Here is a 21,317-nt window from a genome sequence, read left to right on the forward strand (position 1 = left end):
CAAAAGGATTACCTGTATTTAGCACGCTTTCTCGCATTTGGTGTAGCGTCAAAGCGTAATAATTCTTCAGCCTGCCAGTTCTCTTAGCCAGCCAATAAAGGCGTCAATTTTCGGCCACTGACGGCCGGGAAGCGTTGAGATGTAATAGTGCTGATGGCATTTGAGGGTCTTGTTGCCAAACGGGGCGATAAGCTCGCCCCGCTCAAGGCGCTTTTGCACCAACCGCTTTCTCCCCATCGCCACGCCCACATGATTCATGGCTGCAACTATCGCTAAATCGGAACGATCGAAGCCAATACCCGATGATGACGGCATATTCATCGCAAAATGCTGCGCCCAGCTGAGCCACTCATCCGTACCGGAATCATTGCTCCAGGCCTGACGGTCGTGCAGTAACGTGCAGTGGCTGAGGTTATCGGGGTTTTTCAACAGCGCATGCTCGCGAGCATACGCGGGCGAGCAGACGGGCAAAATATCCTCGTCCATCAAGAAGTGATGAGAAAGGTAGTTTGGCGGCGAATCGTCGAAATAGATGGCCAGATCGATGCCGGTTCGCTGCATATTGACGTACTCATTGCCGGTGAGAATGGTGAGAGATATCGACGGATAACGGCGGGTAAAATCCCCCAGCATGGGGACAAGCCAGCACTGGGCGATTGACGGCCGGGAATACACCGTCAGCGTACCGGACAGCGCCTGGTTTTTAATATCCAGGATCTCCTGATTCAGGGTGTCGAGGGATGATTTTAGGGTCCAGTAAACGCGCTTTCCCTCCTGCGTCAGTTCAACTTTACGGTGCGAGCGGACAAACAGCTGAATGCCCAGCTCCTCTTCCAGCAGGTTGATGCGGTGGCTCACCGCGCTAGGGCTGAGCGACAGTTCCGCCGCCGCCAGCGCGAAGGATTCATGCCGGGCAGCCACTTCAAAAGTGTACATTTTTGACAGTTGCCAGCCATTTAGCAGCCGGTTTCTGACTTCATTCGCATCGGTCATCACAATTCTCACACGTTATTTCTACGCTCAGCATACCGCCCAGGCATGAATTTATGTGAACCAACAGCGAAATAAGTGCGCTTTTTTGAGTTCAGTCACTCAGTTGATCCAATCTGGCTCATCTGAACGGCAATTTTTATCGTTTGTCAGCTCATGCCGTTTTTTCGTCCAATACCCACAGATGACATAAGGGTGAGGTGAGATATGGGATCGCCGGTCTGGGTTGTGGTAACGCTGCTTGTCAGCATTGTGTTGATTGTTTTAACCATCGTAAAACTGAAGTTTCACCCGTTCCTCGCACTGCTGCTGGCGAGCTTTTTCGTCGGCGCGATGATGGGGATGAGCCCGCTGGATATGGTGAACGCCATTGAAAGCGGGATTGGCGGTACGCTGGGCTTCCTGGCAGCCGTCATCGGCCTGGGTACCATTCTGGGTAAGATGATGGAAGTCTCCGGTGCGGCGGAGCGCATCGGGATCACGCTACAGCGCTGCCGCTGGCTGTCAGCGGACGTCATTATGGTGCTGGTGGGTCTTATCTGCGGTATTACGCTGTTCGTGGAAGTGGGCGTGGTACTGCTGATCCCGCTGGCGTTTTCCATCGCCAAAAAGACGAATACGTCGCTGCTTAAGCTTGCCATTCCGCTCTGTACCGCACTGATGGCGGTGCACTGCGTGGTACCGCCGCATCCGGCTGCGCTTTTTGTCACCAACAAATTAGGTGCGGACGTCGGGACGGTGATTGTCTACGGTCTGCTGGTGGGTCTGGTGGCATCTCTGGTCGGTGGCCCGCTGTTCCTGAAACTGCTCGGCAACCGTCTGCCATATAAACCGGTTCCGGCAGAATTTTCCGACCTGAAGGTGCGAGAGGAGCAAACCCTGCCGTCGCTGGGTGCAACGCTGTTTACGGTGCTGCTGCCGATTGTTCTGATGCTGGTGAAGACCCTCGCTGAGCTCAATATGGCGAAGGATGGCACGCTGTATACCCTGCTGGAGTTTATCGGCAACCCGATCACCGCAATGTTTATCGCTGTATTTGTCGCCTACTACCTGCTGGGGATCCGCCAGCATATGGGCATGGGCGCAATGCTGACCCATACGGAGCACGGCTTTGGCTCTATCGCGAACATATTGTTGATTATTGGTGCCGGTGGCGCGTTCAACGCTATTCTCAAAACCAGCGGGCTGGCAGATTCGCTGGCACATATTCTCTCGAACCTGCACATGCATCCGATCCTGCTCGCCTGGCTGGTGGCGCTGGTGCTGCATGCCGCTGTAGGCTCCGCTACGGTCGCGATGATGGGTGCGACGGCGATAGTGGCGCCGATGCTGCCGCTCTACCCGAACGTAAGCCCGGAGATCATCACGATTGCCATCGGTTCCGGCGCTATTGGCTGCACGATCGTGACCGATTCGCTCTTCTGGCTGGTGAAGCAATACTGCGGCGCGACCCTTAATGAGACCTTCAAATACTATACGACGGCGACGTTTATCGCCTCGGTGCTTGCACTTGGCGGCACATTCCTGCTTTCTTTCATTATCTGAGCACGACGAGACGTATTATGGAAAACGCAACTATCACTGCTTTAACCGCACAGTTTCCTCTGGTTGAGGATCTGATTGCCCTGAAAGAGACCACCTGGCTTAACCCGCGCACCACCTCGCTTGCCGAAGGGTTGCCTTACGTCGGGCTGACCAAAGCCGACGTGGATGACGCGCATGCGCGCCTCAACCGCTTCGCGCCGTATCTGGCGAAAGCCTTCCCGGAAACCGCGGCAACGGGCGGGATTATCGAGTCTGAGCTGGTTGCTATTCCGGCAATGAAAAAACGGCTGGAGAAGGAATCTGGCAAGGCCATTCCCGGCACGCTGCTGTTGAAAAAAGACAGCCATCTGCCCATCTCCGGCTCGATTAAAGCGCGCGGCGGCATCTATGAGGTACTGACCCACGCAGAAAAGCTGGCGCTGGAAGCGGGATTGCTGAGCACTGAAGATGACTACAGCATCCTGCTGGAGCCGCGCTTTAAAGACTTCTTTAGCCAGTACAGTATTGCGGTGGGTTCAACCGGCAACCTCGGGATGTCCATCGGCATCATGAGCGCACGCATTGGCTTTACGGTGACGGTACATATGTCCGCCGACGCCCGAGAGTGGAAGAAAGCCAAACTGCGCAGCCATGGCGTCACCGTTGTGGAATATGAGCAGGATTACGGCGTGGCGGTGGAACAAGGGCGAAAAGCGGCGGAAAGCGACCCGAACTGCTTCTTTATCGACGATGAAAACTCCCGCACCCTGTTCCTGGGCTATGCGGTTGCTGGTGAGCGCCTGAAGGCGCAGTTTGCCGAACGGGGCCGCGTGGTGGATGCAGAGCATCCGCTGTATGTCTACCTGCCGTGCGGCGTCGGCGGTGGTCCTGGCGGCGTGGCATTTGGTCTGAAGCTGGCGTTTGGCGACAACGTCCACTGCTTCTTTGCCGAGCCAACGCACTCCCCGTGCATGCTGCTGGGGGTTTATACCGGCCTGCACGATGAGATTGCCGTGCAGGAGTTGGGTATCGACAACGTGACGGCGGCGGACGGGCTGGCGGTCGGACGCGCGTCAGGCTTTGTGGGCCGTGCGATGGAACGTCTGCTAGACGGGTTCTATACCCTGTCCGATCAAAGCATGTACGACATGCTCGGCTGGCTGGCGCAGGAGGAAGGGATCCGTCTGGAGCCATCGGCGCTGGCGGGCATGGCCGGGCCGCTGCGTGTTCAGGCTGATGCCAACGTCACCCATCTGGTGTGGGCGACCGGCGGCGGCATGGTGCCGGAAGACGAGATGGCGAAGTATTTAGCAAAAGGCCGTTAACCGTAGGCCCGGTAAGGCGCAGCCGCCACCGGGCTTATAAGCTCACAATTTGCTGAATGTGTGTAATTGCAAAGAGTAAAGACAGAGACAGTACAGCCAACGCAATCAGGAACTTATCCCGCACCGCCTTCGGCTGCACAAAATCGTCCTGTGCCACGTCCATCACGTTACGGCTGCGGGTATAGCGCCATAAAATGATGGCCACCAGCGCCAGCACAACCAGTGAGATCCAGAAGGGCACTCCCGTGCGGTGCCAGTTGTGCTTAATCGCCAGGGCAATCAGCGCGCCATATCCCAACAGCGTACGCAGCCACGCCAGCGACGTCCGCTCCGGCTGCAGGCCGGGGTCCGCTTCGCGTCGCGCTTTGCGGCTATCCGCCATAGAACACCAGTAACATCACCACGCCCGCCACCGTCAGCAAAATCGCACTGATAATCAGTAACCCGCGCGTATAGGGCAGATCCTGCTTCAGGCGCATCGCCTTTTCGTTACGCAGCCAGCGCAGGTAGCCGTAAATCGCCAGTACACCCGCAAACAGGCACAGCAGCAGCGCCAGCACTTCACGAATCAACGGCGTGGCGAAATCGGGCGCGAGCTGATCAAGTCCGACGCCGGCGGCCAGAAACCCCAGTGCAGTGCGGATCCACGCCAGAAATGTACGTTCATTGGCCAGCGAGAAGCGGTAGTCCGGGGCTTCACCGAGGCGGGAAATTTTCATGAAGGCTCCTTGTCATGCTGCAGGCAGGCTTCAGCATAGCGTAAATCGGCCAGGGCAAGGAAACCGGCATCAGGCGATGCCGGTCAGGAGGGTTAATGCAGTTCTGGCCAGTAATCCTTATTGGCCTCGATCAGATCATCCAGAATGGCTTTGGCAACAGACGCGCTTGGTACGGTTTTCGACAGGGTGATCGCCTGCCAGAGTTTCTGGTACGAGCGTTGCTCCCAGGCATCCACCACCAGTTTTTCCACCGCCACCTGCTGGCTCATCAGCCCTTTCTGGAAGTGAGGGATATCGCCCACGGTGAGCGGCTCCGGCCCGTTATGGCCCACCAGACACGGAATTTCCACCATCGCGTCGGCATCAAAGTTATGGATGGCCCCGTTGTTTGGCACAATCAGCAGCATCCGCTCCTGAGTGTTGAAGGCAATCGCCGTTGCCAGATCGACGATGTACGACGCATGTTCGTCGATCTCCAGCTCACCGGCAGAGGATTTTCCGGCTTCAATAATCGCCCGGCACGAACTGAACACGTGCTTCTCACGGTGATCCATGACTTCATTAGCGCGGGTCCGTTCCGGATTTGAGTGCGCGACCACATAGTCCGGGAACAGGTAATACTTCAGATAAGTGTTTGGCATGGTGTCCGGATCCAGCGCCTGCACGTCTTTGGCTTTGGCGAAGGTATCGTTCCAGCTCGCTTCGGTATGAGCATTGTCAGAAGGCGGTACATAGCCGTGTTTCGCCACATATTCGCGCAGTTTCGGCATCAGATCGTTACCGTTCAGATCTTCAATTGATGTCCACCAGCCGAAGTGGTTCAGACCGTAGTAGCGCACGCGCATCTCCTTGCGGTCTTTCAGGCCGACAATCTGCGCCATACGCCCTTCTATGCCGATCGGCATATCGCAGATGTTAAGAATCCTGGCATTCGGCCGCAGGCGACGGGTCGCTTCCGCCACAATCGCCGCCGGGTTGGAGTAGTTCAGCATCCACGCATTCGGTGAGTACTGCTCCATGTAATCCACCAGTTCCAGCACGCCGCCGATGGAGCGCATGCCGTAAGAGATCCCACCCGGGCCGCAGGTTTCCTGCCCCAGCACGCCGTGACGCAGCGGGATTTTTTCATCTTTTTCACGCATCGGGTATTTGCCCACACGAATGTGCGCCATCACGAAATCCACATCGGTAAACGCCGCTTTTGGATCGGTGGTGTAGCTAAACTCAATCTCCGGCGCCTGTTCCCTGAGGATAATTTTGCACGCCTCGGCGATAGTCTCCTGACGTGCGCCGTCGTTGTCATAGAACTTCAGGGCTCGCAGCGGGAAACGGTCACGGTTGGCTAACAGCATCAGGACGATACCAGGCGTAAAGGTGCTGCCGCCGCCTGCAATGACAACTGAGAATTTTTTCATGATATAGCCTCTGTCAGGGTGGTTTGTTCATTCGTTAAAGGGGTTTTCATCAGCGATTCCAGCTGGTCGCGCACCTGGGGAACGTGCAGGCCAACGATCACCTGTATGCCGTTGCCGCGTCGCACCACGCCATGGGCCCCCAGGGCTTTGAAGACCTCATCGCTTTGGGTTTGCGCCATGTCGACCAGCGCGATACGCAAGCGGGTAGCGCAGTTGTTGATGCTTTCGATGTTGGCCGCGCCGCCCAGCGCCTGCAGGAATCCGGCGGCTTGCCCGACCTGCTGGCTGGCGGCAGCCGGGGCGGTGGTTTGTCCGCGTGCCGCCTTATAGTCCGCCTTGCTGTAGAGTTTGATTTCACTCTCTTCACGGCCCGGCGTTTTGAGGTTCAGACGCTCAATCAGCGTTTTGAAGACCACGAAGTAAAGGCCGGTGAAGCAGACGCCGATGCCAATCTGGGTGAATACCGTTGAAGCGTGGTTATGGAACATGGGGATCCAGTTTTGCGGCAGGAACTGATCCAGCAGGCCACCGCCCATGTTGCCCACCACGCCAAAGGTGTACATCACCGTCGCCATGGTGGCCGCCAGCACCGCGTGAATGGCAAACAGCAGCGGCGAGATAAACAGGAAAGTAAATTCCAGCGGTTCGGTAATGCCCACCAGCACAGCGGTAAGCGTGGCCGGGATCAGCAGGCCCGCGACCTTGACGCGATTTTCCGCTGATGCGGTGTACCAGATCGCCAGCGCAATCCCGACCGAGCCAAACACTTTTGAATTGCCGTGCAGCGCGAAACCGCCTTCCGGGAACAGGGTTTTCAGCGGCAGCGTGCTCTGGCTGAACGCCTGAAGATGCTGCGCCCAGTAGACCTGAATCCCGCCCTCAACGGCGGCCGGGCCAAAGATAAACGGACCGTAGACGAAGTGGTGCAGCCCGGTTGGGATCAGAATGCGTTCCAGGAAGGTATACACCCAAACGCCGAGCGCACCGGCGGAGCGTAAGAACGCCTGCAGGGACTCAATGCCCATCTGCACTTTCGGCCAGCCCAGCAGCGTGAGCCAGGCGCAGGGGATCATGACGAAAAACGCGATTATCACCACAAACGAGGTGCCCTGGAAAATGCCCAGGAAAACCGGCAGCGGTTTCTCGAAAAAACGGTTATGGATCGCAGTGACAATACCTGAAATCGCAATGGCCCCAATAATGCTGGTATCAAGGGTTTTGATCCCGGCAATCATCGCCAGCCCGCTTCCCGCCGTCGGTTCGGCGGAAAAGTCGACGCCAAAGAAGTGGCCCCAGGTCATCCCCATCGCGTTGATGAAGTAGTTCCAGGTCAGGAAGCTTATCAGCACCGCCAGACAGGCGCGGCCCTGCGCCTGTTTCGCCAGACCAATCGGTAAGCCAACGGCAAAAATCAGCGGCATATTGCGGAACACCGCCCAGCCGCCCTCTTCAATGATGTGCACGATCTGCGCGAACAGATTATCAGGAGCCGTTAAGGCTTCGCCCACGAAAAGCGGGTTGCGAAGCATGATGGCGATTCCCACCACGATCCCGGCAAAGGGAAACAGCAACACCGGGGTAAACATGGCACCACCAAAACGTTGTATTTGACTGAGCATTTTTAAATCCTCACGTAACAACCTGTAGGGGAGAGAGGCCTTTATGGTTTTGTGCTGGCCTGAGGTGAGCATAAGAACTTACTGATGCGCGAACATGGCATGCCGCTGCGATTCGTGATCGCATTCATGGTTTTATTTTGACCAATCAGGTCTACTTTTCGCTGTAAATATGGACATGTCAGGATGCAATCCACGCCCTGATACGGGCAGAGAGGTCTACTGGTGATCTACAAATCCATTGCCGATCGATTACGGCTACGGCTGAATTCATCGGACTACAACATCGGCAGCCCCATTCCGGGTGAGAAAGCGCTGGCGCAGGAGTTTGGCGTGGCGCGTATGACCATTCGCAAGGCACTGGATCTGCTGGTGAGCTGGGGGCTGGTGGAGCGGCGGCACGGCAGTGGGACGTTTGTGGCACGCAAAGATGTGCACCATGAAACCACCAATCTGACCGGGCTGGTGGAGGTACTGCGTCAGCAAGGCAAAGAGGTGCAGAGCAAGGTGCTGCAGTTTGAAGTGATGCCCGCCCCGCCCGCCATCGCCAGCCAGCTGCGGATCCAGGTGGATGAGCGGATCTACTTTTCCCGCCGGGTGCGCTACGTGGACGGAAAACCGCTGATGCTGGAGGACAGCTTTATGCCCGTGAAGCTGTTTCGCAACCTCTCGCTGGCGCATCTGGAAGGGTCAAAGTTTGATTACATCGAGAAGGAGTGCGGAATTACAATCAGCGGCAACTACGAGAGCCTGACGCCGGTGCTGGCCGATAAACAACTCGCTGGTTACATGAACCTGCCGGAACAGACGCCGCTGCTGCGCATTACCTCTCTCTCCTACAGCGACAGCGGCGAGTTCCTCAATTATTCCGTGATGTTTCGTAATACCAGTGATTACCAGGTGGACTACCATCTGCGGCGCATCCATCCGGACGACCTGCTAGCTCATTCCCCAGAACAGCACCGCCAGTAGCTGCGGAGTGATGATGCGCAGGAACATGACCAGCGGATAGACCGTGGCGTACGACAGCGCCGCCGCGCCGCTGGTGGCATGCAGGTTATTGGCAAAGGCCAGCGCCGGTGGATCCGTCATCGACCCCGCCAGCATGCCGCAGAGCGTCAGATAGTTCATTTTAGCGAACATTCGCGCCAGTATGCCGACCGTCAGCAGCGGGATCGCGGTGATGAAGATGCCATAGCCGACCCAGCTCATCCCTTCCCCTCTGACCAGGGTATCGACAAAATCGCCACCGGATTTTAGACCTACAACCGCCAGAAACAGCACAATCCCCAGCTCGCGCAGCGCCAGGTTGGCGCTCGGTGGCATAAACCAGTAGAGCTTACCGATACAGCCGATTCGACCGAGGATCAGCGCCATAATCAGCGGCCCGCCCGCCAGGCCCAGCTTGAGGGCCACCGGGAACCCCGGCACATAGACCGGGATGGAGCCAAGCAGCACGCCCAGCCCGATACCGATAAACACCGGCAGCATCTGTACCTGCTGCAGTTTTTGCTGGGCGTTACCGACCATATCCGCCACGGCGTCAATGGATGACGGACGCCCGACCAGGTTGAGAATATCGCCGAACTGCAGGCTGGCCTCCGGGCTGGCGACCAGCTCGACACCCGCGCGGTTAAGTCGGGAGATGACCACGTCATAACGCTCTTTAACCTGTAGATCGCGTATTTTCTTGCCCAGAACCTGCTCGTTAGTTACCACCACACGCTCCACGCGCATATCGGTGCCGCGGGTGGAGAGCGAAGTATCCACTTCCTGACCAATCACCAGTCGCGCGTTGTTTAAATCGCCGGGCTGGCCGACCAGGTGCAGCAGATCGCCTTGCTGAATAATGGTGCCAGGCGCGGGCACCATCAGCATCTCGTCACGTTTAAGGCGCGAGCAGATGATATTGGCGCTGTTCAGGATCGGTACGTCCTGAATCGCCATGTTGTTCAGATTGGGGTTATCGACGCGGATGTTGATGGTTTTGATCGGCATATGGCCATTGGTAAGCGTGGTTTCGTGGTCCTTCGCCTCTTTGTCGACGTTAATGCGAAAGAGCACCCGAACCAGCCACATGGAGAGCAGAATGCCGCAAATCCCAAACGGATAGGCCATGGCGTAGCTCATCCCCATCTGGTCGACAATGCCGGGTTCGATACCTAAATCGCGCAGGATTTGCTGGCCCGCACCCAGCGCGGGCGTGTTAGTCACGGCCCCGGAGAAAATACCCAGCACCACGGGCAGCGGAATTGCGAAGAGTTTATGCAGGATAGCGGTGACCAGCCCGCCCATTACGACGATGCCGAGGGCAAACAGATTGAGGCGTAATCCGGAAACCCGCAGGGAGGCGAAAAAGCCCGGCCCGACCTGAATACCGATGGTATAGACGAAGAGGATCAGGCCGAATTCCTGCGTAAAGTGGAGCATATCGGCGCTGAGAACCAGCCCGAGTTTGTCAGCAAAGTGCCCGACAAAAATGCCGCCAAACAGCACCCCACCGATCCCAAACCCAACGCCACGGATTTTGATGTTGCCAATCCATAGTCCAACAACAGCGACCAGGGCCAACACGCTGACGGTTAACGCGATATCACTCATGATCCACTTCCTTGCATAACCTTAGTTATGTTAAGGATTCTCTCAGAGGTGAAGGGCGTTGTATGGGTGATGGCGCACAAAAAAGCCCTGCCGGGGCAGGGCTTTAACTTTTCACCCTCTTCCTGTGGGAGAGGGCCGGGGTGAGGGCACCAGCCCGCACAGCATTAACTGTTCAGCGCCGGCCGCGCGCTAATGGCGATACGCTGTGGCGCGATGGCTTCCGGCACGTTACGGACCAGGTCAATATGCAGCAACCCGTTGGTAAAGGTCGCGCCGGAGACTTCCATATGATCTGCCAGGGTAAAGCTCAGGCTAAACGGCTGGGTCACCAGACCCTGATGCAGCCATTTGGTCTCGGTTTCTTGTTTTTCCGGCGACCCTTTCACGGTCAGACGCGTGCCTTCGAGCTGGATATCCAGGTCATCCTGGCGGAACCCGGCCAGCGCCAGCGTGATGCGATAGTGGTTATCATCGCTTTTTTCGATGTTGTACGGCGGAAACGTCTGGTGCTCAGTGGTGCTTTGCAGGGCGTTAGCCAGTTTGTCAAAACCAATCCACTGACGCAGCAGGGGGGATAAATCGTAGTTACGCATACTAAATCTCCTTCTGAGAAGCGAGTTCGGCACAGTTTATTTTTGTGCGCAGTTGTTCCTGCAAATCCTTGTGGATTCGCATATGCTCCCGGTTCGGCAAGCAATTCTGAGTGGGCCGCTAATGCGACCCGCGTAATTAATTAATTTCGATACGGCGCGGTTTTTTCTCTTCCGGAATCACACGTTCCAGCTCGATAAACAGCAGACCGTTGACCAGGTTCGCGCCTTTAACGTGAATGTTCTCAGCTAACTGGAACTTGCGCTCAAAGTTACGCTCGGCGATGCCCTGGTAAAGGTAGGTACGTTCTTTCTGCTCGGCCGTATGTGAACCTTTCACCACCAGCAGGTTGTCCTGCGCGGTGATCTCCAGTTCGCTCTCTGCAAAACCGGCCACGGCAATGGCGATGCGGTAGTGGTTTTCATCAACCAGCTCAACATTGTATGGAGGGTAGCCGTTGCTCTGGCTTTGGTTATTTTCTAAATGGTTAAACAGGCGGTCAAAACCAATTGCAGAACGGTATAGCGGGGAAAGATCGAAGTTACGCATAAATAAAAGCTCCTGAAATCAGCGAGAAATTTTTGCCTTCCACCATGGACAGGCTATTGCGCCCCCGAACACCCATCAGGCGTGTTCGTTATCGGGTTACATTCTTAAAATGGGTCTGGAACCGGTGTTTTCAACCGCGACGTTCGCACTTTTTTTTGCACTTTTGTGCTTCTCGCTTAGACTGGGACAACAGCACAAAGGGTTAAATTGCGATGGCTGCCACAGTGCGGGGTTATCGGGCTATTCATTTTGAACAAGGCTCGCTATAACCCAGAGTTGCAGGTCTATGCAGTGCCATTAACGATGACTGAGTGATGATGAAAAATGTTCTGATTAAGCTGACGATGTTCAGCGGGGTGGTTTTACTTTGCGGGTGTTCGAGCGTGATGTCTCACACCGGCGGTAAAGAAGGAACATATCCGGGGACGCGCGCCAGCGCGGCGATGATCTCCGATGATGACACGAACTGGGGCACCAAATCCCTGGTGATCCTCGATATGCCGTTTACAGCAGTGGCGGATACCCTGTTGCTGCCCTGGGATATGTTCCGCACGGACAGCTCCGTACGCTCGCGCGTTGAGAAAAGCGAGCAGCAAAATCTAGCCACCAACGCCGTTATCCCGCCCGCCGAGATGCCGCGACGCTAATCCTGTGCGGTTTCCGTTAGCCACAGCTGGCGGAAACCCTCTGTCTCTTCCATCCATGCAATAGCGCGTCCGTCCGGGGAAAAGACGACCGCATCAGCAGACGGCGGATTGCCGTGATCGGACGTCAAAAACGTGACCTCTCCGGTCTGCGCATCGCAGCAGGCGATACGATTTTCCAGCACAAATCCCAGACTGTCGCCCGAAGGATGCCAGTTGAATGCCGACTGGATACCGCTTTCAGTATGCGTTAACTGACGCGGCTCGCCCCCCTCTGGGGAGATCAGCCACACCTGGACAATGCCGTTATCATCGCGCATCAGAAAAGCAATCTGCGTACCCTGCGGGTTGCTGCGCACCCAGTGGCGCGGCACGTTCACCAGCCCCGGATACGCCTTCTGATGGGTGAAGGTCAGACGACGCTGCAGCACGCCAGCAGGCGGTGCAGGCATCGTCTCCGGCGTGCCCTGCAATGGCGCATCGCCTGCCTGTTTCCAGCCCTGCGCGTCTTTGGGCAGATCGACAATAAACAGTTCAGGCACTTTTTCGCCTTTCACAGACAGGGTATCGCCAATAAACGCCAGCCTGCCGTTGCCCACCCAACCCTCTTCATAGGCGCGATTGATCTCATCGCTGCCCGGCTGCGGGGTTGGCGTCGTGCGGCTTACCAGCACGCTCCAGAAGGTGCCCGGATATTCATGGGGATGGTTGCCCTGCGGGATGACCGGGCCAAAAGGTGCGGCGACGCCAACGTTACGTAAATCGCGCTTCGGATCGCGTTCATGCAACACATGGTCGTTATAGGTAAAGCTGACGAACTGCCCGTTCGGGCTAAAGACGTGGACATGGCTGCCGCCACGGAGTGCGCCTGCGGTATAGGGCGCGGTGATATCCATGGCATCGAGGTTGCTCGCCTGGCCGTTATGGACAATCACGCCCTGACGATGATGAAAATCGTATTGCCAGTCTGCATCCGGGTTTTTCGGGCCGTGGATAAAGACGTATTTGTCTTGTGCAGGATGAACGGTCACCACGCCCACATGCGCGCCGTGCGTGGCACGATAAATCACCTCAACCTCGCCCGTACTGACGTTTACCCGCTCAATGGTTTCGCCGGTGAACGATGCCCCGGACGGGCGCACATCATAGACCAGCCACTGGCTGTCCGGTGTCCAGGTATTGATATTGGTGAGCTGATGGTTGCGGGAAGCGAAGGTGATTTGTTTCATGGGATACCCTGATGCGCAGTTATCGCATCAGGGTAAAACATCCGAAGGGATTAGCCTACTCGTTTCACGTCGCCGACCAGCAGGATGTAGGAGAGCGCGCCAATCAACGCCACGGCGGAGATGTAGACCAGGGCCGGGCCAAAGCCGTAGTCCTGCGCCAGGTAGCCGATGACCAGCGGCACAGTGATCCCGCCGAGTCCACCGACGAAGTTAAACACACCACCGGTGAGGCCAATCAGACGCATCGGCGCCAGAGATGACACCAGCGACCAGGTGATAGAGGCAAAACCGTTGCCGAAGAACGCAAGCGCCATCAGGGTCATAATCCACACCGGATCGTTGGTATAGTTGGCACCCATGATGCAGGTAGAGATCAGCAGCCCGCAGATAATCGGCGTTTTACGCGCAACACCTAATGAGAGACCTTTTTTTACCAGCTTATCCGCCAGCCAGCCCGAGAGCAGCACGCCAAAGAACGCGGCAAGGAACGGTACGGTGGTCATAAAGCCCGCCTTCAGCGCGGTGATGCCCTTTTCCTGCGTCAGGTAGTTCGGGAACCAGGTGAGGAAGAACCACAGCGTTGAGGTGACCGCAAATTGCCCCAGATAAACGCCCACCAGCTTACGATGGAAAACCAGCTTCCAGTCCGCTTTGCTCAGCGGCTGACGCGCCTCTTTTTTCACCGGCGCATCACCGTCCACCAGGCCGCCACCATCGCGAATATAGTCCAGCTCCGCTTTGCTGATGCTCCTGGTCAGCCGCGGCGGCTGATAGACCTTAATCCAGATAAACGACCAGATAATGCCGATCCCACCGGTAACGATAAACACCCAGTGCCAGCTTAGCAGCTCCTGGATCCAGATCAGCAGCGGGGTCAGGAACGCCAGGCCGACAAACTGCCCGGAGGTGTAAAAGCCCACCGCAGAGGCACGCTCATGCTCCGGGAACCAGCTGGTGACCATACGGTTGTTGGTGGGGAACGCGGGTGCCTCGAAAACTCCGGTGATAGCACGCAGGCCAATCAGCGACATCAGCCCGGTCGCGAAGCCCTGGAACAGGGTTGCCACGGACCAGCCTAAAATGGCGATGAAGTAGGTCAGACGCGACCCCACGCGGTCGAGGAACCAGCCGCCGGGGATCTGGCAGAGCGTATAAAGCCAGGCAAACGCCGAGAAGACATAGCCCATTTCCGCTTTGGTGATCCCAAACTCTTCCTGAATATGGGCCGATGCCACGGCTAGGTTGGCGCGGTCAACATAGCAAATGACCACGGTAATAAAGATCATGATTAGCGTCAGGTAGCGGCGACGCCCGGTCTTTGTAGCAGTAACTGGAATATCCATCGCAATCTGTCTCCAGATTTTGGGCATAGCGAAGCCGCTCACCATGCCCTGTAATTTACAGAGGGTGTATTTGGTTTTTTTAATTAAAAACGTAAACAGAATGCGCTAAATAATTCGTGCTGGGGGAAGGCGGCAAGTTTTCGCATCCCCGGGAGCATACAATAGTATGTGACCGGGGTAAGAAAACGCAGCCAACGCATCACCAGCGCGAAGTATGACGCGCATTTACCATTCCGCTACGCTGCCATCTTCATGACGCCACAGCGGGTTACGCCAGTCCGGCGCATTTTTACTGAGCTCAATGACTTTGGCTTCGTCAATGTCCACGCCAAGGCCCGGCTTCATTAATGGTTTGAAGAAACCGCCATCCATGCTGAAGTCTTCTTTGTTTTTCACAAAGTCGAGCAGTTCCGCGCCCTTGTTATAGTGAATGCCCATGCTCTGCTCCTGGAACACGGCGTTGCGGGAGACAAAATCCACGTGCAGGCAGGCCGCAAGTGCAACAGGTCCCAGCGGACAGTGCGGTGCCAGCGCCACATCATAGGCTTCCGCCATCCCGGCAATTTTGTAGCATTCAGTGATGCCGCCCGCATGGGAGAGATCCGGTTGCAGGATCGCAATACCGCCTGCTTCCAGCACGCGTTTAAACTCGAAGCGCGAGAACATGCGTTCACCCGCGGCGATAGGAATATGGGTCTGTTCAGCCAGTTTCGGATAGTATTCCGCCTGCTCGGCCAGCACGGGCTCTTCAATAAACAGCGGACGATAGGGCTCCAGCTCTTTAATCAGCACTTTGGCCATTGGCGCACTGACGCGTCCGTGGAAATCCAGACCAAACTCTATCTCATTACCGAAAGCTTCACGGATTTGCGCCACTGTATTCACCGCCCGGTCCACCGCGCGCGAGTTGTCGATCACGCCCATCTCTTCACAGCCGTTGAGCTTAAAAGTATCGAAGCCGATATTACGCAGCTGCGTAATGCCGTCGATCACTTCCGCAGGACGGTCGCCACCCACCCAGCTGTAGGCTTTGATTTTGTCGCGTACCAGGCCACCCATCAGCTGCCAGACCGGGGCATTCAGCACTTTGCCTTTGATATCCCACAGCGCCTAGTCAATACCGGCGATGGCGCTCATCAGGATTGGACCTCCGCGATAAAAACCCGCCCGGTACATCACCTGCCACAGGTCGTTAATGCGTGCCGGATCCTGACCAATCAGGTATTCACCCAGCTCATGGACTGCGGCTTCCACGGTACGTGCCCGTCCTTCTATCACCGGTTCACCCCAGCCAACCACGCCTTCATCGGTTTCGATTTTCAGGAACATCCAGCGCGGGGGTAAACGGTACGTGGTGAGTTTGGTTATTTTCATTGCACTGCCTCTCGATACGCTTTCACAAATGCTGCCGCCTGCTGCGCAGTACGCTCAACGGACTGTCCGGCGCGATAGAGATCGCTGCCCAGCCCCGCACCCACACAACCTGCGTTAATCCACTGCGCCAGGTTTTCTGGCGTCACGCCGCCCACGGCAAAGACCGGCACCCTGGCAGGCAATACTGCTTTCAGTGCTTTGATATAATCAGGACCAAAGGCTGAAGAGGGGAAAATTTTGAGTGACTGCGCACCCGCATCGAGGGCGGTAAAGGCTTCAGTAGCCGTCGCACATCCCGGACAAACGGTCATCCCATGGCTCACCGCGCGGCGGATCACCTCGGGGTTGATGTTGGGGGTGACGATGAGTTTGCAGCCCATCTTCGCCAGCCTTTCCACCTGCTCCGGCTGTAACACGGTTCCTGCGCCGATCAGCGCTTTATCACCAAAGGCATCCACCACTGTCGGAATACTTTTTTCCCACTCAGGAGAGTTGAGCGGGATTTCCACCGCGTCGAATCCGGCGTCAATAACGGCACCGACGTGCGCCAGCGCCTCATCAGGGGTAATGCCGCGCAAGATTGCGATAAGGGGAAGACTAGTTTGCCACTGCATGAGCGATGCTCCTTATTCCTGCCTGAAATGCCGTGTCGCCGGATACCGTTGATACTTCACGGCCAATCGCGCGAAACGCCTGCTCGTAACGCGACGTCAGCGCTGCACCAGCGACAATCGTGACAGCCTGCTCGCGCCCGACGAATTCACGCATGCTGGCGACCTCTGCGCCAATCAGCAGGCCAGAGAGAAACTCGCTGACCTGCTCGCGCGGGAGATTTCCCAGCACGTGCGAGGCGCGAACCTCAAAAAGTTGCGGCAAAACATCAGGAGAAGCGATCCCACGCGCCAGACCGGCAGAAAACGCCGCTGCCGAGGGCGCTTGCTCTGGCAGACCCGCCCCTACCAGCGAATGAGCGAGCAGCAAATGATGCAATTCGCCGGTCATCACGGTGCGAAAATCGTGGATTTGCTCAGCATCTGCCTGGACCCACTTGCAATGCGTTCCGGGCATGACGTAGACAGAAGAAGGAGAAAGCGTGCGCGCACCGAGCAGCTGTGTCTCTTCGCCGCGCATCACATTATGATTATCGTTACGCGAGACGCACAAACCGGGAATAATCCAGATATTGTCGCCAACCGACGTTAACTGCTCGCCAATCGCGGAGAAATGAGCAGGAACAGGCAGGTAAGGCGCGATTTTCCACCCCACGTTGCTGCCCACCATTCCCGCCATCACGACGGGCGTGGCGCTGTCGCGCCAGTTTCGCGTCACCTCTGCTAACACCGCTTCAGGGGATTTACCGTTCAGGCGCGTAACGCCTGCTGCTGATTGCCTGCTCTCCAGGCACTGTTCGCCCTGACAGAGCCAGGCGCGCAGGTTGGTCGATCCCCAGTCAATTGCGATGTAGCGTGATGTCATGTGATTTCCTTCAGCCTTCGTGTCGAGCTGGCAATCATGGTGAGCGCCGCCTGCTCTGCCGCATCGCCGTCCTGATGCCGTATCGCATCGAACAGCGCTTTATGTTCCTGGAGTGTTTTCGGCATATTGGCCTCATCGCCCATCCAGGTACGTTCAAATACCGCTCGCTGAAGCGAGCTGATCGCCACGCTAAGCTGCTGTAACACCGGATTATGCACCGACTGCAGAACCGCCTCGTGATAGCGAATATCCGCCTCGTTGAACGCCTCCCGGTTCTGGTTATTGGCGATCATGTCGTTCAGCGCCGACTCAATCTGCGCCAGGTCCCCTGACGTTGCCCGTTCTGCTGCCCAGCGGGCGATGGCCGGTTCTACCAGGTTTCGTACCTCGCTCATGGCGCCAATCAGCCGCGGGTCGTAATCGTTTTCCAGTACCCACTGCAGAACATCGGTATCGAGGTAGTTCCACTGGTTGCGCGGCGCAACAAACGCGCCGCGATAACGTTTCATTTCAATCAGCCGCTTCGCCATCAGCGAGCGGAACACTTCCCGGATGATGTTGCGGGAGGTTTCAAACTCCTCACACAGTTCCGCCTCTGCTGGCAGTGGCGAGCCGGGAACATATTTGCCACCCACAATCTGTGTACCCAGCGTGATGACAATGCGATCGGTTTTATTGAGAGTCATGGAGAGTCCTTGTGCTCTGTAAGTCCATCACTACTTTACCGCGACCGCTGAATTTCGCCTCACTTTTGCAGTACAAACGTGAGGCCTTTCGCCTTTACTGTGATGACAATGTAGTACAATCACTTAATTTTGTACTACAATCCAGATCACAAAAAGAACAATTCGATAAATTCAGGGCCAAAAAAAGCCCCGGTTGATAACCGAGGCTGATGATCTGAAATGCCGGTTACTGCAGCACAAATTTGTCGATCGCGTGGGCAACGCCGTCTTCCAAGTTGGATTTGGTGACGAAATTCGCCACTTCTTTCACGGAGGGGATCGCGTTTTCCATCGCCACACCCATACCTGCATATTCAATCATTGCGATGTCGTTTTCCTGATCGCCCAGGGCCATGATCTCTTCAGGCTTAATGCCCAGCGCGTCGGCAAGCGACTTCACGCCGGTGCCCTTATTGACGCGTTTATCGAGGATTTCGAGGAAGTACGGTGCGCTTTTCAGCACGGTGTATTTCTCTTTGACCTCCGCCGGGATGCGCGCAATGGCTTTATCGAGGATCTCGGGCTCATCGATCATCATCACTTTCAGGAACTGGGTGGCCGGATCCATTTTTTCCGCTTCACAGAACACCAGCGGAATGGTGGCCACATACGATTCGTGCACGGTGTAGTAACTGATGTCGCGGTTAGCGGTGTAGAGCGTAGTGCGATCGAGCGCGTGGAAGTGGGACCCGACTTCACGGGACAGTTTTTCCAGGAACAGATAGTCATCATAGTTCAGCGCAGTTTGCGCAACCGTGCTGCCGTCCGCCGCTTTCTGCACCAGCGCGCCGTTATAGGTGATGCAGTAATCACCCGGCTGATTCATGTGTAGCTCTTTGAGGTAGCTGTGCACGCCCGCATACGGACGCCCGGTGGTCAGTACCACATTCACGCCCTTTGCGCGCGCCGCGGCGATCGCGTTTTTAACGGCTGGAGAGATAGTGTGGTCTGGCAGCAGCAGCGTGCCGTCCATATCGATTGCAATGAGTTTGATAGCCATGAGGTCCCCGGGATAAATGAGTGCTACCTCATGCTAACGCGATTAAGCACACAAAAATAGAGCTACATTGCGCAACAGAAATACCCCTTTTCCGCAATCCCGGGGAACGTTGACTCACTCGCGGGTGAGGACGATTTTACCAAACGCGCCGCGATCGAGGTGTTCCAGCGCCTGTTCAAGCTGGTCAAAACGGTAGCGCTGCTCAATGACCGGTTTCAGCCCTGTCACCTCCACGGCGCGGACAAAATCTTCCAGCGCGCGGCGATGCCCGACGCCAATTCCCTGAATAACCGGGGATTTCAGTAGCAGCTCACCTGCTGACAGCGAAATGTCGGTCCCGGCCAGCACGCCAATAACCGAGATGCGTCCATGAACGGCGACGGCACGCAGGGAGTGCTTCAGGTTTTCTCCACCCACGGTTTCAATAATATGGTCGATGCCACGATCCTGAGTCAGCGTTAAAAGCGCTTCAGCCCAGTCGCCTTTCAACCGGTTGATCCCCCGATCGGCCCCCAGTTTTTTGGCCCGCGCCAGCTTTTCATCACTCCCCGAGGTCACGTAAACCTCTGCACCGAATGCTTTTGCAATTTGCAGTGCGAAAATCGCCACCCCGCCGGTGCCTTGTACCAGCACCGATTGTCCGGCGCGCAAGTTCCCGCGCTCCACCAGCGCAAACCAGGCGGTTAGCCCTGCACACGGTAATGTGCTGGCCTCAACGTCATCCAGGGTTTCCGGAGCGGCCACCAGCCCGTTTTCATTCACGATCACGTACTCAGCCAGCATCCCCGGGAAGTACCCTCCGCTCGTTTTATAAGGCAAATCGCGGGCATCCGCCTGCGGCTTGCCGTCCATCCACTCCGGGAAGAACGTCGAGATAACACGGGCACCGGGTTTGAAACGCGTCACGCCTTCACCAATGCTGTCCACCACGCCGGCCATATCAGACGCCGGTGTGAACGGGAAGGAGAGCGGGATCGGCATAATGCCTTCAATAACCATTTTATCGCGATAGTTGAGCGCAACGGCATTCACCCGCACGCGCACTTCGCCTGGACCTGGCGCAGGAATGGGCTCCTGGGTGAGTTTGAGATTCTCGCGCCCGAGAGCGTCCATTGACCAGCGTTGCATTGTCTCTGCCATCGTTTTTCTCCTGCCGTTAAATGAGCTTCAGTATCGACAGTCTACCGTTGACTACAGGTTGCCAGTGGCGATAACTTTTCCCACTATTGACGCCATAATGGAAACAATACATGACCAGTACGCTGAAGGATATTCCCGTTTTTGTGGCCGCCGTGGAGGCGGGCAGTTTTGCGCAGGCCGCGATCCGCCTGCATTTGTCACGCTCCGCGGTGGGAAAAAGCATTGCTCGCCTGGAAGAGCGGCTCGGAGTCCGTCTGTTTCACCGCACCACCCGCAGCCAAAGCCTGACCGATAACGGGGCACTTTTTTATGAGCGCTGCCTGCGCGCACTGGAGGAGATTCGGGGCGCAGAAAACCTGCTGGAAACGGGGAAGCAGCAGGTCAGAGGCCGCCTGCGTGTGGCCATGCCGGTGCTGTTTGGTCGCCAGTGTGTCGCCCCACTGCTGATAGAACTGGCGCAGGAACATCCCGGTCTTGAGCTGGAAATGTCATTCAGCGACCGCGTGGTGGATCTCGTAGAGGAAGGGTTTGATATGGCGGTGCGCAACGGCACGCTGCAGGACAGTAGCGTTATGGTGGCCAGAAGACTGGGAGAACATCGCATGGTGCTGTGCGCCGCACCAGATTATCTGCAGAAAAGCGGTCTGCCAGAAACCGTTGCGGATTTACCCCACCATACGGCCATTAACTATCTGCGCGCAGGCAGAGTGTTACCCTGGCAACTGATGGATAACGAAGGAACGTCGCACACCTTTACTCCACGCTCATCCCTCAATATGGATGATTTGCAGGCGATTTGCGACGCAGCGCTGGCAGGCCACGGCATTGCATGGTTGCCCTGCTGGATGGCCAGCAGAGAAATTCATCAGGGAAAACTCATCCCGCTTTTAAAGCAGGCGCCGGATGTGCGCTTCGACGTTCATGCGGTCTGGCAACAGACGCCGCATCTGCCACTCAGAGTCAGAATTGCCGTCGATACGCTTGCCAGCCGACTACCATCAGTGCTGTCGCTGGAAATGCCTGCGCCCAAAAAAAAGCCGCGCTAAATGCGCGGCC

General features: G+C 56.6%; 20 protein-coding genes, 1 pseudogene and 1 other annotated feature. Of the genes and pseudogenes, 5 read left to right on the forward strand and 16 right to left on the reverse strand.

Annotation, left to right across the window (positions count from 1 at the left end):
• Nucleotides 1–66: 66 nt before the first annotated feature.
• Nucleotides 67–993 carry a DNA-binding transcriptional regulator DsdC gene (dsdC, locus tag EKN38_RS18540; protein WP_014830049.1) on the reverse strand — a complete coding sequence of 309 codons (927 nt, stop codon included), beginning with the start codon at nt 991–993 and terminating at the stop codon, nt 67–69.
• 204 nt (nt 994–1,197) lie between these two features.
• On the opposite strand from dsdC, the gene dsdX reads away from it, so the two are divergent.
• Both dsdX and dsdA read left to right on the forward strand, forming a co-directional pair.
• Entirely contained in the window at nt 1,198–2,535 is a 1,338-nt protein-coding gene (dsdX, locus tag EKN38_RS18545) for a D-serine transporter DsdX (protein ID WP_046888833.1), read from the forward strand.
• Nucleotides 2,536–2,552: 17 nt separating this feature from the next.
• Nucleotides 2,553–3,839, forward strand: coding sequence for a D-serine ammonia-lyase (dsdA, locus tag EKN38_RS18550; RefSeq protein ID WP_014830047.1), 1,287 nt, complete (start codon nt 2,553–2,555; stop codon nt 3,837–3,839).
• 34 nt (nt 3,840–3,873) lie between these two features.
• Here the strand turns inward: dsdA and EKN38_RS18555 are convergent, their stop codons facing one another.
• The 4 genes from EKN38_RS18555 to EKN38_RS18570 form a co-directional block, all read right to left on the reverse strand.
• Nucleotides 3,874–4,221, reverse strand: a complete 348-nt coding sequence (locus EKN38_RS18555) for a DUF202 domain-containing protein (RefSeq protein ID WP_014830046.1) — start codon at nt 4,219–4,221, stop codon at nt 3,874–3,876.
• Nucleotides 4,211–4,558, reverse strand: coding sequence for a YidH family protein (locus EKN38_RS18560; protein WP_014830045.1), 348 nt, complete (start codon nt 4,556–4,558; stop codon nt 4,211–4,213). The genes EKN38_RS18555 and EKN38_RS18560 overlap by 11 nt, the downstream gene beginning before the upstream one ends.
• A gap of 92 nt (nt 4,559–4,650) precedes the next feature.
• A complete protein-coding gene (locus EKN38_RS18565) occupies nt 4,651–5,973 on the reverse strand; it encodes a 6-phospho-alpha-glucosidase (protein ID WP_014830044.1) in 1,323 nt (440 codons plus the stop codon).
• Nucleotides 5,970–7,592, reverse strand: a complete 1,623-nt coding sequence (locus EKN38_RS18570; RefSeq protein WP_014830043.1) for an alpha-glucoside-specific PTS transporter subunit IIBC — start codon at nt 7,590–7,592, stop codon at nt 5,970–5,972. Before EKN38_RS18570 ends, EKN38_RS18565 begins: the two co-directional genes overlap by 4 nt.
• A 222-nt stretch (nt 7,593–7,814) precedes the next feature.
• Between EKN38_RS18570 and EKN38_RS18575 the strand changes: the two genes are divergently transcribed.
• Complete coding sequence (locus EKN38_RS18575) at nt 7,815–8,561, forward strand: GntR family transcriptional regulator (protein WP_014830042.1); 747 nt, start codon at nt 7,815–7,817, stop codon at nt 8,559–8,561.
• On the opposite strand, the gene EKN38_RS18580 is transcribed toward EKN38_RS18575, so the two are convergent.
• From EKN38_RS18580 to ibpA, 3 genes are all read right to left on the reverse strand, one after another.
• Nucleotides 8,529–10,190, reverse strand: coding sequence for a putative transporter (locus EKN38_RS18580; protein ID WP_014830041.1), 1,662 nt, complete (start codon nt 10,188–10,190; stop codon nt 8,529–8,531). The genes EKN38_RS18575 and EKN38_RS18580 overlap by 33 nt on opposite strands.
• A 164-nt stretch (nt 10,191–10,354) precedes the next feature.
• Nucleotides 10,355–10,783 (reverse strand): small heat shock chaperone IbpB, encoded by a 429-nt coding sequence (gene ibpB / locus EKN38_RS18585; protein ID WP_014830040.1) that lies wholly within the window; start codon nt 10,781–10,783, stop codon nt 10,355–10,357.
• Between the two features lie 136 nt (nt 10,784–10,919).
• Nucleotides 10,920–11,330: a small heat shock chaperone IbpA gene (gene ibpA, locus EKN38_RS18590; RefSeq protein ID WP_006177605.1), complete on the reverse strand. Its 411-nt coding sequence runs from the start codon at nt 11,328–11,330 to the stop codon at nt 10,920–10,922.
• Nucleotides 11,324–11,396 (reverse strand) — a sequence feature (ROSE (Repression Of Heat Shock gene Expression) occurs in the 5'-region of heat shock genes and acts as an RNA thermometer to modulate expression.). Its footprint overlaps the gene before it by 7 nt.
• Before the next feature lie 248 nt (nt 11,397–11,644).
• Between ibpA and EKN38_RS18595 the strand changes: the two genes are divergently transcribed.
• Nucleotides 11,645–11,977, forward strand: a complete 333-nt coding sequence (locus tag EKN38_RS18595) for a YceK/YidQ family lipoprotein (protein WP_020685435.1) — start codon at nt 11,645–11,647, stop codon at nt 11,975–11,977.
• Here the strand turns inward: EKN38_RS18595 and EKN38_RS18600 are convergent.
• The 8 genes and pseudogenes from EKN38_RS18600 to EKN38_RS18635 form a co-directional block, all read right to left on the reverse strand.
• The gene (locus tag EKN38_RS18600; RefSeq protein WP_014830038.1) at nt 11,974–13,203 is read right to left on the reverse strand and encodes a DUF3748 domain-containing protein; all 1,230 of its coding nucleotides are present in this window, start codon (nt 13,201–13,203) and stop codon (nt 11,974–11,976) included. The two genes, EKN38_RS18595 and EKN38_RS18600, sit on opposite strands and share 4 nt — an antisense overlap.
• Before the next feature lie 50 nt (nt 13,204–13,253).
• Nucleotides 13,254–14,591, reverse strand: a complete 1,338-nt coding sequence (locus tag EKN38_RS18605; protein ID WP_176489214.1) for an MFS transporter — start codon at nt 14,589–14,591, stop codon at nt 13,254–13,256.
• A 180-nt stretch (nt 14,592–14,771) separates the two neighbouring features.
• A pseudogene (dgoD, locus tag EKN38_RS18610) lies at nt 14,772–15,920 on the reverse strand (galactonate dehydratase).
• Nucleotides 15,917–16,534 carry a 2-dehydro-3-deoxy-6-phosphogalactonate aldolase gene (locus tag EKN38_RS18615; RefSeq protein ID WP_014830035.1) on the reverse strand — a complete coding sequence of 206 codons (618 nt, stop codon included), beginning with the start codon at nt 16,532–16,534 and terminating at the stop codon, nt 15,917–15,919. Before EKN38_RS18615 ends, dgoD begins: the two are co-directional and overlap by 4 nt.
• Entirely contained in the window at nt 16,518–17,396 is an 879-nt protein-coding gene (locus EKN38_RS18620; protein ID WP_014830034.1) for a 2-dehydro-3-deoxygalactonokinase, read from the reverse strand. The genes EKN38_RS18615 and EKN38_RS18620 overlap by 17 nt, the downstream gene beginning before the upstream one ends.
• The gene (gene dgoR / locus EKN38_RS18625; protein ID WP_003861109.1) at nt 17,393–18,082 is read right to left on the reverse strand and encodes a D-galactonate utilization transcriptional regulator DgoR; all 690 of its coding nucleotides are present in this window, start codon (nt 18,080–18,082) and stop codon (nt 17,393–17,395) included. Before dgoR ends, EKN38_RS18620 begins: the two co-directional genes overlap by 4 nt.
• A gap of 226 nt (nt 18,083–18,308) precedes the next feature.
• On the reverse strand, nt 18,309–19,121 hold the full coding sequence (yidA, locus tag EKN38_RS18630; protein WP_014830033.1) for a sugar-phosphatase: 813 nt from the start codon (nt 19,119–19,121) through the stop codon (nt 18,309–18,311).
• A gap of 114 nt (nt 19,122–19,235) precedes the next feature.
• Nucleotides 19,236–20,261, reverse strand: coding sequence for a zinc-dependent alcohol dehydrogenase family protein (locus EKN38_RS18635; protein ID WP_014830032.1), 1,026 nt, complete (start codon nt 20,259–20,261; stop codon nt 19,236–19,238).
• A 110-nt stretch (nt 20,262–20,371) separates the two neighbouring features.
• On the opposite strand from EKN38_RS18635, the gene EKN38_RS18640 reads away from it, so the two are divergent.
• Nucleotides 20,372–21,307, forward strand: coding sequence for a LysR family transcriptional regulator (locus EKN38_RS18640; RefSeq protein ID WP_014830031.1), 936 nt, complete (start codon nt 20,372–20,374; stop codon nt 21,305–21,307).
• Nucleotides 21,308–21,317: the final 10 nt, after the last annotated feature.

Source organism: Enterobacter sp. WCHEn045836 (assembly GCF_003965585.1).
Taxonomy (GTDB): domain Bacteria; phylum Pseudomonadota; class Gammaproteobacteria; order Enterobacterales; family Enterobacteriaceae; genus Enterobacter; species Enterobacter dissolvens.

What these genes read in the sequence shown, in the direction of transcription:
- dgoR (WP_003861109.1), bottom strand. Translation starts at nt 18,082, where the DNA reads ATGACTCTCAATAAAACCGATCGCATTGTCATCACGCTGGGTACACAG.
- EKN38_RS18570 (WP_014830043.1), bottom strand. Translation starts at nt 7,592, where the DNA reads ATGCTCAGTCAAATACAACGTTTTGGTGGTGCCATGTTTACCCCGGTG.
- EKN38_RS18595 (WP_020685435.1), top strand. Translation starts at nt 11,645, where the DNA reads ATGATGAAAAATGTTCTGATTAAGCTGACGATGTTCAGCGGGGTGGTT.
- EKN38_RS18615 (WP_014830035.1), bottom strand. Translation starts at nt 16,534, where the DNA reads ATGCAGTGGCAAACTAGTCTTCCCCTTATCGCAATCTTGCGCGGCATT.
- ibpB (WP_014830040.1), bottom strand. Translation starts at nt 10,783, where the DNA reads ATGCGTAACTACGATTTATCCCCCCTGCTGCGTCAGTGGATTGGTTTT.
- dsdX (WP_046888833.1), top strand. Translation starts at nt 1,198, where the DNA reads ATGGGATCGCCGGTCTGGGTTGTGGTAACGCTGCTTGTCAGCATTGTG.
- EKN38_RS18635 (WP_014830032.1), bottom strand. Translation starts at nt 20,261, where the DNA reads ATGGCAGAGACAATGCAACGCTGGTCAATGGACGCTCTCGGGCGCGAG.
- EKN38_RS18580 (WP_014830041.1), bottom strand. Translation starts at nt 10,190, where the DNA reads ATGAGTGATATCGCGTTAACCGTCAGCGTGTTGGCCCTGGTCGCTGTT.
- EKN38_RS18640 (WP_014830031.1), top strand. Translation starts at nt 20,372, where the DNA reads ATGACCAGTACGCTGAAGGATATTCCCGTTTTTGTGGCCGCCGTGGAG.
- EKN38_RS18620 (WP_014830034.1), bottom strand. Translation starts at nt 17,396, where the DNA reads ATGACATCACGCTACATCGCAATTGACTGGGGATCGACCAACCTGCGC.
- EKN38_RS18565 (WP_014830044.1), bottom strand. Translation starts at nt 5,973, where the DNA reads ATGAAAAAATTCTCAGTTGTCATTGCAGGCGGCGGCAGCACCTTTACG.
- dsdA (WP_014830047.1), top strand. Translation starts at nt 2,553, where the DNA reads ATGGAAAACGCAACTATCACTGCTTTAACCGCACAGTTTCCTCTGGTT.
- EKN38_RS18555 (WP_014830046.1), bottom strand. Translation starts at nt 4,221, where the DNA reads ATGGCGGATAGCCGCAAAGCGCGACGCGAAGCGGACCCCGGCCTGCAG.
- EKN38_RS18600 (WP_014830038.1), bottom strand. Translation starts at nt 13,203, where the DNA reads ATGAAACAAATCACCTTCGCTTCCCGCAACCATCAGCTCACCAATATC.
- ibpA (WP_006177605.1), bottom strand. Translation starts at nt 11,330, where the DNA reads ATGCGTAACTTCGATCTTTCCCCGCTATACCGTTCTGCAATTGGTTTT.
- yidA (WP_014830033.1), bottom strand. Translation starts at nt 19,121, where the DNA reads ATGGCTATCAAACTCATTGCAATCGATATGGACGGCACGCTGCTGCTG.
- EKN38_RS18560 (WP_014830045.1), bottom strand. Translation starts at nt 4,558, where the DNA reads ATGAAAATTTCCCGCCTCGGTGAAGCCCCGGACTACCGCTTCTCGCTG.
- EKN38_RS18605 (WP_176489214.1), bottom strand. Translation starts at nt 14,591, where the DNA reads ATGGTGAGCGGCTTCGCTATGCCCAAAATCTGGAGACAGATTGCGATG.
- dsdC (WP_014830049.1), bottom strand. Translation starts at nt 993, where the DNA reads ATGACCGATGCGAATGAAGTCAGAAACCGGCTGCTAAATGGCTGGCAA.